This window comes from Paenibacillus phytohabitans, assembly GCF_013141775.1.
In the GTDB taxonomy this organism is placed as follows: domain Bacteria; phylum Bacillota; class Bacilli; order Paenibacillales; family Paenibacillaceae; genus Paenibacillus_AQ; species Paenibacillus_AQ phytohabitans.
The window spans coordinates 13,647-28,181 of the sequence record NZ_WHOB01000029.1 but is presented as its reverse complement, the minus strand read 5'-3'; the positions used below and the strand labels follow the sequence as shown (position 1 = coordinate 28,181).

Annotated in this window: 14 protein-coding genes; 11 read left to right on the top strand and 3 right to left on the bottom strand. The window is 52.8% G+C overall.

All coding sequences use genetic code 11. The features are described 5' to 3' along the window. Nucleotides 1–126 precede the first annotated feature (126 nt). The 4 genes from GC101_RS11825 to GC101_RS11810 all read left to right on the top strand — a co-directional run bounded on the left by GC101_RS11825 (nt 127) and on the right by GC101_RS11810 (nt 4,293). Nucleotides 127–867 carry a YjgB family protein gene (locus GC101_RS11825; RefSeq protein ID WP_171717432.1) on the top strand — a complete coding sequence of 247 codons (741 nt, stop codon included), beginning with the start codon at nt 127–129 and terminating at the stop codon, nt 865–867. Between the two features lie 241 nt (nt 868–1,108). Further along, nucleotides 1,109–2,263 (top strand): winged helix-turn-helix domain-containing protein, encoded by a 1,155-nt coding sequence (locus tag GC101_RS36530; protein WP_171717431.1) that lies wholly within the window; start codon nt 1,109–1,111, stop codon nt 2,261–2,263. Between the two features lie 86 nt (nt 2,264–2,349). Next, nucleotides 2,350–3,639, top strand: a complete 1,290-nt coding sequence (locus tag GC101_RS11815; RefSeq protein ID WP_171717430.1) for an MFS transporter — start codon at nt 2,350–2,352, stop codon at nt 3,637–3,639. Nucleotides 3,640–3,720: 81 nt separating this feature from the next. After that, a complete protein-coding gene (locus GC101_RS11810; RefSeq protein WP_171717429.1) occupies nt 3,721–4,293 on the top strand; it encodes a histidine phosphatase family protein in 573 nt (190 codons plus the stop codon). Between the two features lie 345 nt (nt 4,294–4,638). Here GC101_RS11810 and GC101_RS11805 read toward each other — a convergent pair whose 3' ends face one another. Together GC101_RS11805 and GC101_RS11800 are read right to left on the bottom strand one after the other, a co-directional pair. Continuing rightward, nucleotides 4,639–5,418, bottom strand: coding sequence for a TatD family hydrolase (locus GC101_RS11805; protein WP_171717428.1), 780 nt, complete (start codon nt 5,416–5,418; stop codon nt 4,639–4,641). A gap of 25 nt (nt 5,419–5,443) precedes the next feature. After that, nucleotides 5,444–6,568: a stalk domain-containing protein gene (locus GC101_RS11800; RefSeq protein ID WP_171717427.1), complete on the bottom strand. Its 1,125-nt coding sequence runs from the start codon at nt 6,566–6,568 to the stop codon at nt 5,444–5,446. A 203-nt stretch (nt 6,569–6,771) separates the two neighbouring features. On the opposite strand from GC101_RS11800, the gene GC101_RS11795 reads away from it, so the two are divergent. Then, on the top strand, nt 6,772–7,677 hold the full coding sequence (locus tag GC101_RS11795; protein WP_171717426.1) for an EamA family transporter: 906 nt from the start codon (nt 6,772–6,774) through the stop codon (nt 7,675–7,677). Nucleotides 7,678–7,941: 264 nt separating this feature from the next. Further along, entirely contained in the window at nt 7,942–8,124 is a 183-nt protein-coding gene (locus tag GC101_RS11790) for an aspartyl-phosphate phosphatase Spo0E family protein (RefSeq protein WP_039307562.1), read from the top strand. A 7-nt stretch (nt 8,125–8,131) separates the two neighbouring features. Here GC101_RS11790 and GC101_RS11785 read toward each other — a convergent pair whose 3' ends face one another. Then, on the bottom strand, nt 8,132–8,707 hold the full coding sequence (locus GC101_RS11785; protein WP_171717425.1) for a TetR/AcrR family transcriptional regulator: 576 nt from the start codon (nt 8,705–8,707) through the stop codon (nt 8,132–8,134). 183 nt (nt 8,708–8,890) lie between these two features. Between GC101_RS11785 and GC101_RS11780 the strand changes: the two genes are divergently transcribed. From GC101_RS11780 to alr, 5 genes are all read left to right on the top strand, one after another. Next, nucleotides 8,891–10,093 (top strand): MFS transporter, encoded by a 1,203-nt coding sequence (locus GC101_RS11780; protein ID WP_216626574.1) that lies wholly within the window; start codon nt 8,891–8,893, stop codon nt 10,091–10,093. A 194-nt stretch (nt 10,094–10,287) separates the two neighbouring features. Then, nucleotides 10,288–10,851: a sigma-70 family RNA polymerase sigma factor gene (locus GC101_RS11775; protein ID WP_171717424.1), complete on the top strand. Its 564-nt coding sequence runs from the start codon at nt 10,288–10,290 to the stop codon at nt 10,849–10,851. Further along, complete coding sequence (locus GC101_RS11770; RefSeq protein WP_171717423.1) at nt 10,848–11,747, top strand: DUF4367 domain-containing protein; 900 nt, start codon at nt 10,848–10,850, stop codon at nt 11,745–11,747. The genes GC101_RS11775 and GC101_RS11770 overlap by 4 nt, the downstream gene beginning before the upstream one ends. A 299-nt stretch (nt 11,748–12,046) precedes the next feature. Continuing rightward, complete coding sequence (locus GC101_RS11765; RefSeq protein ID WP_171717422.1) at nt 12,047–13,129, top strand: LolA family protein; 1,083 nt, start codon at nt 12,047–12,049, stop codon at nt 13,127–13,129. A gap of 182 nt (nt 13,130–13,311) precedes the next feature. Next, complete coding sequence (gene alr / locus GC101_RS11760) at nt 13,312–14,493, top strand: alanine racemase (protein ID WP_171717421.1); 1,182 nt, start codon at nt 13,312–13,314, stop codon at nt 14,491–14,493. The last annotated feature ends 42 nt before the right edge of the window (nt 14,494–14,535 follow it).

Sequence of the window (14,535 nt, the reverse complement as noted above, 5' to 3'; positions counted from 1 at the left end):
CCGAAAATGTTCTATAGAAGGAGCAGCCTGAGAAGGAGCATCGTGCAACCTTTACCGGGGTCCCTGCGTCATAGGTTAACAGTTTAGATTTTAGAGGATGTTCCCTATAACGAAGGAGATGGCATCATGATTACAACATTCAAAACTATAGCAGGCATAATTCTACTCGGCGGTATGCTCAGTCTAACGGCTTGTAATTCCGGTAAGCCGGATGCGGCGGATACCGGCGGAGCGGCTGCGCAAGCCTCGGAGCTTCCGGCGTCTGCACAGCCGGAAGGGAGTCCCGCCCCGGCGGCGGGCACGGAGCCGGCTGAAGCTGGCGGCGCTGCAGCAACAGCTGCGCCTGACGCAGGCGGCTCTGCTGCGGCCGCTTCACCAGCGGCTGCTGAGCCTGGAACTGCGGCCGGGAACTCTGCGGCCGCCACGCCGCAGGAGCTGAGCAAGCAGCTGAAAGAGCTGCTGCAGCTAGCCAAGCAGGGCAAGGTGCCCGGCGTGGAATATGCTGCACACAGCGGACTCATTGACGATGTGGAAGCAGCATGGGGAGAGCCGGACACCAAAGAATCGGCAGGCAAAGGCATTTATTCCACGTATGCCGGCAAGCACGTGGTATTCGGCTTTAACAAGGGCAGCCAAATCTTCGATGTGCGTTCAAGCGCCGCGGACCTGCAGAAGCTGACGCTGAAGCAGATTGAAGAAGTCCTCGGCAAGCCGGACGCAACCTCCGTGAACGGCAGCGATGACATTTATATATACCAGGCGGGCAAGCAGTATCAGCTCAAGTTCATCATTCCGGATTCAACGGGTACCGTCGATCATATCTCAGTATTCTCCGAACAGGATTCGATCAACAATATGGCTGGTTAGAACAGCATCTGTAAGTCGCCGGATTGCGGCAGCTGCAGTCACATAGATAGAGCAATTTAAGAAGAGTCCCTTCGCAGCGGCAACTGTGGAGGGACTTTTCTTTTTTTGATCATCGGATACAAGTAACTGGCAACCGCCGGGAGCAGGCCCTCCATGAATGCAGCTACTGCTATCGTGCGCAGAACTTCTTGCTGATATAATCAGTTTATGGGTTGATCTGTAGAAGAAAAGAGGCACAGCTATGCATCTGGAGTTGAACGGAAGCGAATATAAAGTATCTGCCGGCGGATTAACCATAGAGCTGCTGCCCAAGGAGTTTGCGCTTCTGCAGTTTCTGTACCGCAACAGGGGACGGACCTTCAGCCGCGAGCAGCTTCTCGATAAAGTATGGCCGATGGAGTATCCGGTGGAGCGGACCGTCGACGATCATATCTACCGGCTGCGCAAGAAGCTGCGCGACTTGGGCGGGATCGACATTAAGACTATCCGCGGATTCGGATATAGTCTGGCTGTGCAGGGCTCTCCGGAAGGCGTAGCGATGAATCCGGCAACGAATGATCCGGAACTGCGGAATACAATGTCAGAGGTATTCATGAAATTTCATATCTACGGTCAGGGCAAATCGATGCTGACCCTCGCGCGCCAGCAGGATATTCTCGGCTACGAGCTGGACCCGCATTATTCGATGGTCGTTCATTTCGTCCAGGGAGATTTGGAGTGGCTGATCTACACGGACGAGGTTCCGCTGAAGGACCGGCTTTTTTACCTCAACCTGTTCTACTTCTTCATAGGTGACCCCAAGGTGAAGATGGAATACGCCGAGCGTCTGATTGAGAAGAACCTGCTAAATCCGCCTGAGCAGCTGGAACTGGAGATTCTAACTATGCTGGATTTGTACACCTTGGCAGGCCAGCCGGAAAAAGCGCTGGAACGCCTGAAACGTTCCTATCAGGTAATAGCCGAACCGGATTTTGAGAACTTTGTTCCGGCGACGCAGATTACGGAGCTGTTCATTCATCTGGTGGCGGGAACCGGGGATGAGCAGCTGGAGCGTATGGACGAAACCGTCAGCCGGACCCTTAGGGACAAGCCTTTTCTGCGGGAAATCGGCGGTTACAAAGTAGTAAAGGGACTGTGGGCGCTTCGGCGTGCACAGTGGGCAGAGGGAGAGAAACTGATACATGAGGGGTTGCAGGTGCTCGATATGTCCGGCTTCGTGCCATTGCGGTTCTATTCGGTGTACCGGATCTACCATTTCTGCCGGATGTATCTGGCCGGGAGCCCCTTGGGACGCAAGTATGAGAGCCTGTTTACAGCAGAGCTTGAAGCTTTTGGTCTGCTAAGGCTGGAACTGGCTCTCGAAAATCTGCTGCTGCCGCTGCTCGAATCCCCCTGATAATTCTCTGACAATTCTCCGTTACACTAGGATCATGAATGCAGCACACATTCAATGATATTACATGTAACCTGGAGGAATGTCAGATGGAGCTTATAACCAAGCAGGGAACCAGCCTGCTGCATAACAAAACGTACATGCGGGTATACAGCGCATTCGCCACGGCAAGCTTCGGCGACTGGTTCGATGCACTGGCTATTCAGGTGCTGGTCGGCTACCGCTGGCAGGCCGGGCCGCTGATGCTGGCGCTTATTCCGGTAGCGCTGGCGCTGCCGAGCATTCTGTTTGGCTCAATTGCCGGAGTAGCCGCCGACCGGCTGAACAAGCTGAAGCTGATGCGTGTCTGTGATCTGCTTACTGCGCTGCTGACTGTACTGGTGCTATTCGCCCCGAGCATGTTCTGGCTACTGCCTGTGCTGGCGCTGCGTTCAGCGCTATCCACGCTGAATATGCCTGCCCAGCAGTCTTTGACCCGCAGCCTGGTCAGAGAGGATCAGCTGCTGCAAGCCTCGTCGCTCAATGGGCTGGTTAACCAGGGCTCCAAAATTGCCGGCCCGCTGCTCGGAGGTCTGGCGCTCGCTTTCCTTACGCCGCAATGGTGCATACTGATCAATGCCTTGCTGCGCGGTTGCTCTTATCTGCTGCTGCTGTCCGTGAAGAACATCCGTACAGATGAAGAGGACAGCAAACAGCCAGAGGCGCCGGAAGACAAGATTCCGCTGCATAAGATGTGGCGGGAAGGCTGGAGCTTCATGCTGCGCAGCCGGATCCTGCTGAGTACTATGCTGTTCGGGCTGGCCGGGGCACTGGTGATTCAGGTGGTCGACTTCCAGTTCACCAGCCTGTTCCGGGTATTTGCACCGGAGCGGGAATCCCTGCTCGGCTGGATGGTAGCCGCTACCGGAGTTGGAGCTGTGCTGATCATCCTTCTGCTGAACAAGCTGAATCCCGAAACGGGATATAGCTGGAGGCTCGGCTCGGGATATGTACTGATCGGCGGTTCCATTGCTGCACTTGGATGGCTTCAGCCGGGCGATTCGATAGTATGGGTTCTGCTGATCGGATTTGTACTGGGAATCGGAAACGGGGTATTCATGGTTACGTTCAATTATTGTCTGCAAAAAGAAACCCCGCCGCATATGACCGGCCGGATCTTCGGCATCCAGAACACCGTACTCAGCACGGTACTTATTGTTGCACCTTTATTAGGCGGCATGCTTGTCCAGTATGCAGGCCCTGCCCGTATTTTTATCAACACCGGCCTTCTGCAGCTCCTTCTGGGTCTGGCGGGTCTGCTCTTCGGACGGCTGCTCTGGCCTGTGGCCAAGCTCAAGCTGGAAGGTGCACAGCCAGCAGCTGCAGTAGAACAGGGGTAGCTTAAAGGCAGACAGTAAGTTTAAGATCAAGCCCTTCGGGGCTTTTTCTGCACTGCCACATTACATATTCAGGAGGAACCAATGACGACTTATATTTACATGGTGAGACACGGGGATTCACTCCGGACCGGGGTGGACGAATGGACGCGCGGCCTATCTCCTGCAGGGGAAGAGGATGCCCGAAGAGTAACAGCATGCCTGCGTCATGAAGGCATTGATGCGCTGTACAGCAGCCCATATCTCCGGGCCATACATACGATTGCCGATTTGGCAAAGGTACTTGGGCAGGAAATTACCCTCGAGGAGGATCTAAGAGAGAAGGTCTGGATGGAGGGCAACCGGCAACTGCCGGACGAGGATCTGCTTGCTTCACTTCAGGCGATGTATGCCGATCCGGACTATGCCCTGCCGGGCGGGGAATCGAACCGCGAATGCCAGGCAAGGGCGGTAGAAGCGTTGCAGGAAATCCTGCAGGCACATGAAGGAGAAAGAGTTGCCATCGGTACCCACGGGCTCGTAATGGCGCTAATGATGGGCTATTTTGCCCCGGAATATGATCTGGACTTCCTGCTGAAGACCACCAAGCCAGATATTTATGTCATGGCCTTCTCGGAAGGCCAGCTGACCGGGGTGGAGCGTCTTATAGTTAAGTGATGAGCATGGAGAATGGCCGGAAGAACGTACCAAGCCGCGGATGGGCTGGGTGCGTTCTTTGGCGCGAGGGAGGAGAGAGCATCTTAAGTTCGCTTGCATAAGCAAAAATGTTGTACAAATTGCAGCTTCGGTCCATAAATACCCGGGTAATCCGGAGGATTGTTGTATGAAATGCAAGAATTGTCCCGCCAAACCGCCTGGAGGAGGAGAAATGCTGCAGTTTGTACAACAATTTGAGATTGCGGCCCATTTGATGCTGGAAATGTTGTACTTTGTGCAGGATTAACTAGCAGTCGCCGCGGCACGGCGGAGTCCATCATTCACTGGGGTACGGTGATGGCTAAGCTACAGTCCGTAGAACCGCACCGTATTCGCTGTTAAAATAGCCTTCGCTTCGCTCGCGGTATAACCATGCAGCGCTCCCCAGGCAGCGGCAACGTCATGCACCATTGCCGGATGGGTGGTACGTCCGGTGAATGGGCCTTCAAAAGGCCACGGACCATCGGTCTCCGCCATGACCAGCTCCGGCGGGTAGCGGCGTGCGAGATCCTGAATCTCCTGTTCATAGAGAATATCGGGAGTGAATGAGATATAATAGCCCCGGCTGATCATACGGTCCACAGTATCTCCCGGGCCCTTGAACCAATGGAAATGGGCCCGGGTAATGTGATGCTGCTCAAGCAAATCACATACGGTCCAGGCATCTTCGTAGACGGCATGCAGCACCACAGGTTTGGCTAATCGTGCAGCCAGGCCAAGGAGTCTGTCCAGAAGCCGGATATAAGGTTCCATATCCCATGCTTCCCCGCGCGCTATAGCTTCAGCCCGGGAATAGTAGGGAAGCCCGATTTCACCTATAGCTGCCATATCCGGGGCATGGAGCGTGATCCAGTCCAGCAGCGCGGCCAGTTCCTCTTCCGGCGGCAGCGGCTGCTCGGGATGGAAGCCGTAGGCGGGTCTCACCAGCCCGGGATAACGGGCTGCTATCTCCTGAGTACGCAGACTGGAGGAGAGGTTCATCGAGACCGCAATCAGCGACTCAATGTCCTGCTCCGGCAGGCTCTGCAGCAAAGAGGATAACAAAGTCTCTTCATATTGGTCCAGATGAATATGGGCATCAATCATGCGTAATTGCTCCTTCCTCCGCAGGTTACTTCTCTACAAATTGCTGAGTGGTATCATGCGGTTCAAAAGTGATTGAGCCAAGCTCCATCCCCGCTGTCCCTGCCTTGTATTCCAGCTTCAGCGTCCCCATGCTCTCGGTCATGCCTACCATTAGGCTGGTATCTGCTAATAGCTTGCCGTCTTTCACCGAGTAGTAAGTAACCGCACCAATTCCGGCAGTCTTGCCGAAATATTTCAATCCATCCTCTGCCCGGTCCGGAATTCTCATTGTTACTTTGGACGGAGTTGCTCCTTTGAGCTCAAGCTTCAGCAGCACATCGTTCTGATCTATTGAAATGCTGGAGGATAATACAGCAGAAGCCGCTTGGTCCGCTGCAGGCACGGAGAGCTCCTTCCATTGTTCAGGCTTGACCACATGTACTTCCTGCACTACCAGCGAAGTTCCGGTACCCACTGTGAACACAACCGTTACTTCAGGCTTCCCGTCAGAATCTACATCAGCATAGAAGAGCTGGGGCGGATTCGAGAAATCTCTGTCTACGGTCCAGTCGAAGCTGTGCTTCTTGCCGTTCACTTCCAGGATGAATCCTTTGTAGGTGTTGCCGTCCTTCAGCGCGGCATACAGCTTGACCTTGGCATTATCCCCGGCCACAACGAGGGGGTCAGCGGGAACCCTGACCGTTGTGCTGAGACTGCCCGGCGTAATCGCGACCCGGGTTCCTCCCGCTTCCAGCTCTGTGGTAGCACCCGTAAGCGAATTCAGACTATCTGCCGGAATATATACATGTCCGGCCTTAAGAATAACAGGAGCCTCCAGGCTATCTTTATAACTTCCATCTGTTTGTGTATAGCGGACCTGGATAGAGGAGCTGCCGGGGGTAAGGACTTTATTATCCCAGCCAGTCGTGAGAGTAAGCTGCTTGAGGACATTATTCCATTGCAGCTGGACAGGGTAAAACTCTATCAGGGCAAGAGCCGGTACATATAATATCCCATTGGAATGAAATGGCGGAACTTGGGGAAGAACGGCTTGTCCGTCTACCTTAAGGGATAGCGGAGCTGCAGCAGAATGGGCAATATTTATGGATGAAGCCGCCGCATGGCCTGCGAGGAGCAGGGCGATAGCGGAAGCGGCAATTAATTTTTTCATAAGATAACCTCCGGAGTCTGGAAATTCCAATCCATTTTATTATAAATGAAAAACTCCGCTAGCGGGTCACGTTCTGTTAACAAAGATAAGACAAGCCTGTTACGGTTCAAGTTTAGTATGATCTATCTACCAGAAGAGACAGCCGGTAATTCCGTATAATTAACAACAAATATCTATACATATACGCAGGAGGGGTGGAGACAATGTTACGGACCAAAGGAATCATTATGGCCTCCGGCGGAGCGTTATTATGGGGAATATCGGGGACGGTCGCCCAGCATTTGTTCCAGCAGGCCATGCTGCCTGCGGCCTGGCTGGTGACCCTGAGACTGCTGGTATCGGGAGCCCTGTTCCTGATGTTTACACTCCGCAAGGAGGGCTCGCAGGTATGGAAGCTGTGGCTGGACCGGAGATTCGTTCTACAAATGCTGCTCTTTGGGCTGCTGGGTATGCTTGGGGTACAGTACACGTACTTCGCTTCCATTGAGTCAGGCAATGCTGCAATCGCCACACTGCTGCAGTATTTAGCCCCGTTGTTTATCCTCCTGTACACTGTTATCCGGAGAAAAACCAAGCTGGCTCCGCTGGATATCACCGGTGCGCTGCTCGCGCTGGGAGGAACGTATTTACTGCTGACCGGCGGCGATTCCTCGGAGCTGACCGTTCCCCTGAGAGGTTTGGTCTGGGGGATTCTATCCGCAGTGTCCTTGACGTTCTATACGCTCTATTCCGGTCCGCTGCTGAAGCTGTACAGCACTTCACTGCTGATGGGCTGGGGGATGATTGTGGGAGGAGCAGGGATGAGTCTGATTCATCCGGTCTGGTCCGTACCGTCTGCTGATTGGTCGCTGTCTATCATTCTGGCTATACTATTCGTTATTCTGCTAGGAACATTAGCCGCCTTCTATCTATACATCGGCAGTCTCCGCCACATTGCTCCGCATGAAGCCAGCCTGCTGTCCTGTACAGAACCGGTCTCAGCAATTGTCTCCTCCGTAATCTGGCTGTCCGTCCCCTTCAATCTATACCAGGCACTGGGAGCGGGAATGGTTGTACTTATGACTGTAATGGTTTCTTTGAAATCACGGACTAAAGAGACCGCGAAATAAATCGAACGAAATCCCTGAATCCTTCCAATAACCATGCACAAAATCAAAAACCACCGGATGGGGAAGATTCCCGTATATCCGGTGGTTTTTTTATAAATATAAGAATTTATATGTTTCACATGATAACTTATCCTTCTATTTCTCGCTGAAACGGTACCGTCCTTACAAAAGGACGGCAAAGCCGTTTCCACTTGCCATACTGCATTGTACGGAGTACCCTGCAATTCGCCATATCCTTATAAAATATTTGCAGGAGGGAAGATAATGGATCATTTGGAAGCTATACAAAAGCATATCGAAGCAGAACGGACCCGGCTGAACCAGATGGAAGAGCAGCACGGCCGCCTGCATCCCAGTGTAATCAGACAGTCCAAAAAATTGGACGACCTCATTAATGAATATCATAAAGCGGATGCCATCGATAAAAACCGCGATCCTAAGCGTTAAACAGCAGTCAGGCCTGAATCCCCTCAAGCGCCAGCAAGACTAAGTTCCGGACAGATTCCTCGTTCAGTGCATCCCCCGTCAGCAATAACCGGTAAAAAATAGGCCCATAAATCAAGTCGATGCTGCTCCCGATGTCGAGCTCTTGCTTCAATTCTCCTCTGACTACTCCCCGTTCAAGCAATTGCCAGGCCTCCTGGCGGCGCGGACCGAAATATCTGCTGCGGTAAGCCTCAGCCAGTCCTGCGTCAAATTGCCCTTCACCGATCAGTTCAGTAATGACTTTGCCTTCCCGGCTGGACAGGAACATGGCCAGATTTCCCGCGTGAATCAGCAAATCCTCCTTCACAGAGCCGCTGTCCGGTATAGGCAGTCTGGCGGTGGCGGCAAAAAGATATCCATCCATCACTACCGCAGCTTTATTCGGCCACCATTTATAGATGGTCGCTTTGCTGACCTGAGCCTGTTCCGCGATTTTCTCCACCGTCACTGCACCGAATCCCATCTCCAGCAATAAATCATATGAAGCGTTCAGAATGGCATTCTTCGCCTCCGTATTGCGCGGCCGGCCTCTCTTCTTATCCATGGCTCGTTCCTCCTAATAGATTACTACATAGATAACCTGAAACATCCAAACTTAAGATCGATCTGTAACTGGAGTATAACATAAAAATGCCTATTTACAATACTGAACGTTTAGTATATTATTTGGTCATAGGAATTACTAAACTGTACGTTCAGTATTACAAATTGAAAGGTGGAGTTACTAATGAAACAACAAGCAGTATCCGCTATGAATCACAAAGCCGTTCCCGGTTGGATCACATTTCTGCTCGCAGTATCCTGCGGACTGATTGTGGCGAATCTCTATTATGCACAGACGCTGGTCGGACCGATCGGGCAAGCCATTCATCTGTCTCCCGGAGCCACGGGGCTGATTGTGACGCTGACACAAATCGGTTATGTTGTCGGGCTGCTGTTCATTGTACCGCTCAGTGATATTATCGAGAACCGGCGGCTCGCTGTAACGTCACTAATTCTGGTCGTAGCTGCACTGGCAGCTGCGGCACTAGCACCGAATGCTCCGCTGTTTCTTGCAGCCTCCATGTTCATCGGGCTGGGCTCGGTAGCTGCGCAGATATTGGTACCTTATGCTTCTTATCTGGCAGCAGAGGAAGAACGCGGCCGTGTGGTAGGCAATGTGATGAGCGGACTGCTGCTGGGTATTATGTTTGCCCGGCCGGTAGCAAGCTTCATGGCCGGACTATGGGGCTGGAAGTCTATATTTGTGGTCTCAGCAGTTGTGATTGCGCTCCTGACCCTGCTTCTGTCCCGCATACTTCCGGCACGCAAGCCAGAACCTACGTTGAATTACGGCCAATTAATCCGCTCTCTGGGTACACTGTGGATGCAAACGCCGGTTCTACGGCGCCGGGCGATTTATCAGGCCAGCTTATTCGGCGCCTTCAGTCTGTTCTGGACGACAGTTCCTCTGTACTTGTCCAGCTACTATCACCTGTCCCAGCAAGGAATTGCCCTGTTTGCACTGGCCGGTGTGGGCGGAGCAGTGGCAGCCCCTATTGCGGGCAGACTGGCAGACCGGGGCTGGACCAGACTGCTGACCGGTCTTGCCATCTCACTTGCCGCCGTATCCTTTATCTTGGCTTATCTGCTCCGGGATGATTCGAATCTAACACTCGGCCTGCTGGTTCTAACGGCCATTCTGCTGGACATGAGTGTATCCGGCAACCTGGTGCTGGGGCAGCGGGCGATTTATTCGCTCGGCAATGAAACAAGAGGACGGCTGAACGGATTGTTCATGGCGATATTCTTCGTAGGCGGAGCAGTAGGCTCCTCGCTGGGCGGCTGGGCTTATGCTTACGGCGGCTGGAGTCTGGCTACACTGATCGGGCTGGCCCTGCCGGTGCTGGCTCTGGTGTACTTTTTGACCGAGAAGAAGAATCTGGTTTAAGACCGGGAGCATAGTGTTCAGCAATAATCCGCATAGCCGGATATTTCGAATATAACTAAAGTAGGCAGGGGAGCTTCGATCCTCTGTCTTTTTTATTTTGCCGCGTGATGTAATGGAACCGGGATGAAGAGCGTACTAGCTCATGTAAATTACTTGGCCAAGTAAATTCAGCCTGGAAGGGAGGGCCTCTAGGGATGCAAGAGCGCGCATTGCTGCCTTTGATTCATGGAAGAGTTCAAGAAAAGACGGAAACCGAGCTGGAGTTCACAGCGGTTTTTGAAACCTACTATAAACGGATATTCAATTATATTGCCTACCGGGTGAATTGCCGTTATACCGCCGAAGACCTGGCCAGCCAGGTCTTCGAGAAGACATTGTCCAAGCTGCCCGGCTACTCTCCGGAGAGAGCTCCGCTGGAGGTATGGCTGTTCGCCATTGCCAGGAATGTAGTGAATGACTATTACAGAAGCCGCGCCAGGCACCGGTTCTTCTCATTGGATGCAATCCGGGAGCTGGTATCCGGCAAAAAAGAGCCTGAAGACCTGATTCTCGAAGGCGAGCGAAGTGACAGGCTCAAGCTGGCGCTGGATACGCTCAGTGAGAAGGAGCGGAATATCATCGCGCTGAAATTCGGGGCAGATCTGAAGAATACGGAAATTGCGCTGGTCACAGGAATGACGGAGAGCAACGTTGGGGTCATTCTCTATCGCAGTATGCGGAAACTGAAATCTGAAATAGGGAGTGTGGAAGGGCTATGAAGAACAAGCAGGAGACAGCGGATTCGCTTGAGCTGCTGGAGCTGGAACAATTTCTGGCACAGCAGGACTTTTCCCGGGACTCCGATAAGGCAGCCATTCTCCGCCAAGTGAGAAGCCGCTCATTACAGGAACAGGAGGAATTAAAGATGAATATTAAACAACGGTTTAGACGTCCGGCCATGATCGTGGCTTCCCTTCTGGTGGCAGGGATAGTAAGTATTTCCTTCGTCAGACCTTCTTTCGCGGAGGAGATGCTGGAGAGGGTGCTAATGTCGGTAAATCTGGGACACATTGAGGTAAGTCAGATGGATGCGAGCGTTCCGCCGGTGTTCCCGGATGCCTGGAAGGGCAAAATATTTGATCAGGAAGGCAATCCGGTCAATTCCTTCGGCCCCATGCCGGAAGCCATCTTCAATGCAGCTGGTGAGGCCATAGTGGATTTTGACGGGGATCAACTGATTACACTGAGCGAGCAGGAGCAGCGGGAGAGGGAGGGGGCAGCGCATAAATTTGCTGTCAAGGAGCCTGCGGAGCTGGACAAATACGCCCTCTTCAAAGTAAAGCTGCCGGAATATCTGCCTGAGGGCTTCGCCTTCGACCATGGAGAATTCTTCAAGGGCGAGGAAGGCGTGAACGGACAGGTTGTTGAATTATTCTTCTCCAGCAAGGAGAAGGGGAAGCGGATCTGGATGCAGCTGCGCCTGGCCAATGAGGACAACGCCTTTGCAATGTCGACAGAGGGTACGGTAGAGCAGGTGAAGATCAAGGGAACCGATGCGGTTCTAGTCAGTGGCAGAGGTCTGGACTGGGAAGCAAACGGAGTACTGTACGGCCTCAGCACCCGCGGCCTTGACCGGGCTGAGGTAATGAAGATCGCAGAGTCCATCAACTGGTAAGCAGGCAGGAGCGGAGAAGGGAACAGGTACCAGGAACAGGATGAATCAGAGCACCAGACTGCAACCCCGGAGCGTAGCGGGGAACGCGGTCTGGTGCTTTTTGAAATAGCGTTTCTCTTATATAAGAAGTAATAAGAGGAACCATACATAGATTGTAAGATTCCCGGGAGGCCGGAGCGGATTCGGGGCCGGATGAATACTTCTCCGCCTGCTTGTCATGCCCGTCTGCATATTGAGGCCAAGTCCTTCATAGACATGTACTAATCAATGCATTCAAAACAGGTTAAGGGGATGATGTCATGCGCCGGATAACATGGGTACTCGCGATCATTATGAGCGTGGCCTTAGTATTGACGGGGTGCGGGAAGAAGGATGCCGCCTCTGTGGTCAAGGATTTGAATAGTGTGTCTGACAAGCTGGAGAGTAAGCAGGGAGCTTATCAAGGCTCAGGCACGATGACCTTGTACACCGGGGAGCAGCCGCAGGAATACAAAGTGGAAGTGTGGTACAAGAATCCGTCCTACTACCGGATCAGCCTGTCTAATGTCCAGAAGGATGTGAAGCAGATTGTATTGCGCAATGATGAGGGCGTATTCGTTCTGACACCAAGCCTCGGCAAAAGCTTCCGGTTCCAGAGCGACTGGCCGGACAGCCAGGGACAGGTATATCTGTACCAGACGCTGCTCAAGGGAATTGTCTCTGACAACAACCGCCAGTTCGTAGAGGACGGGGACAATTATGTGTTTGAGGTAGCCGCGAATTATCAGAGCAGCGCGCTGGTCCGCCAGAAGATCTGGCTCGCCAAAAAAACCTATGAACCAAAGCAGGTTCAGGTATCGGATTCCGAAGCCAAGGTTGTCGTTAACGTGACCTTCGACAGCTTCAAGTTTGATCCGGAATTCGCCGCAGATTCTTTTGATATGCAAAAGAATATGGCCACGGGCTCACCTTCGGAGAGCACTGTAGCTGAGGTGGATGAGAACGGTAATCCGGTAGTGGCGGAAGACGGGGAACAGGCCGGCCAGCCGGTTGCGGCAGAACTAGGTGACTTCGGAATCATCGAGCCGGATTATGTTCCGGCAGGCGTGAAGCTGAAGGATACGAACAAAATTGAAGGCAGCAAGGATCATGCGGTGCTTATCCGTTATGACGGCATCTACCAGTACACCATTATGGAAGCCCGTCCGCTGGACCGTGCGGTATCGCTGGCTCCAGGCAGTGTAATCGATCTCGGGTTCACTTGGGCACTTCTCAGCGGAGACGAGCAGCAGACATTGACCTGGATGAATGAGGGTGTCGAGTACCGGATCACGAGCGATAATCTGCCAGTTACGGAAATGATGCAAATTGCCGCTTCTATGGAGGAACAATCGGGTAAATAAATATCAGTAGGCGGATACTGCGCAACGTGGGAAATATTCCTCTACACGCAGTATCCGTTTTTTTGCTGGTTCTGCTCACATTGACAGAGGCCTTCTCTAAGCATTACCATTGCAGTAAGACCCCAAGTTCTATGCGATTTCAGCGTAGATGTTTTACTACAATGTAAGAAGGTGAACCTGAAGTGCAAGCAAGCTATCGACCGACAGTAGCCGAGATCAATCTGGATGATTTGCGTGCCAATTATGAGGCTTTCCGGGCGGCACTGCTGCCGGAGACCAAATTCATGGGATGCGTCAAAGGAAATGCGTACGGACACGGTGCCGTGGAAGTGACCCGGGAGCTGGAACGACTTGGAGCGGATTATGTTAGTGTCGCCTTTTTGGATGAGGCATTGGAGCTGCGTCAGGCGGGAATACTAATTCCTATTCTGGTGCTGGGCTACACCTCCCCTGAAGGAATAGCCGTTGCCTGGAAGAATAACGTTACCGTAACACTGTTCACACCGGAAGTACTGGAAGCTGTTAGAGCGCTTCCTGTAGAGAAGGAGCACCGGCTGAAGGTGCACATCAAGATTGACAGCGGGATGGGCAGGCTGGGATTATTGCCGGCCGATGCACCTGCTTTCATTGCTGAAGTGCATTCAGTAGCGCAGGCGGAGCTGGAGGGCATGTTTACTCATTTTGCTAAGGCAGACGAACAGAACAAAAGCTATACACTGATGCAGCACCGACGTTTCATGAGCGTGGCGGAAACGCTTCGGGACATGGATATTAAGATCCCGATCATACATACGGGCAATAGCGCTACGGCCATTGATACACCTCTCTTATCCAGCAACATGGTGCGTGTAGGCATAAGCTTGTACGGATTCTATCCTTCAAGTGAGGTGAACCGCGAGCTGGTGGCTTTACACCCGGTAATGACGCTGAAGACGCAGGCTGTCTATATCAAGACCCTGCCGCCTGACTCAGGCATCAGCTACGGCACCCGGTATTTCACGGACAGCGATGAGGTTATCGCTACGCTTCCCGTGGGATACGCTGACGGATATTCCCGCATGCTAACGGGCAAAGCGGAGGTGCTAATACGCGGACGCCGCGTTCCTGTCGTCGGAACAATCTGCATGGACCAGTGTATGGTATCACTCAAATCTTTCGCTGAAGAAGCGGAACAAATCAAAGCTGGCGAAGAGGTTGTACTCATCGGCCGCCAGGGAGCCTTGTCGATCACGGCAGACGAACTGGCGCTCCATCTTGGGACGATTCACTACGAAGTCATCTGTATGCTGGCTCACCGGGTGCCCCGCGTATATGTACGCGAAGGTATGTTACCCAACCTCGTGAATCCCTTGCTGCAGACTTGAAGCCCGGACCAGGGGACCTTGTGCAGGAATTGAAAATAAGGA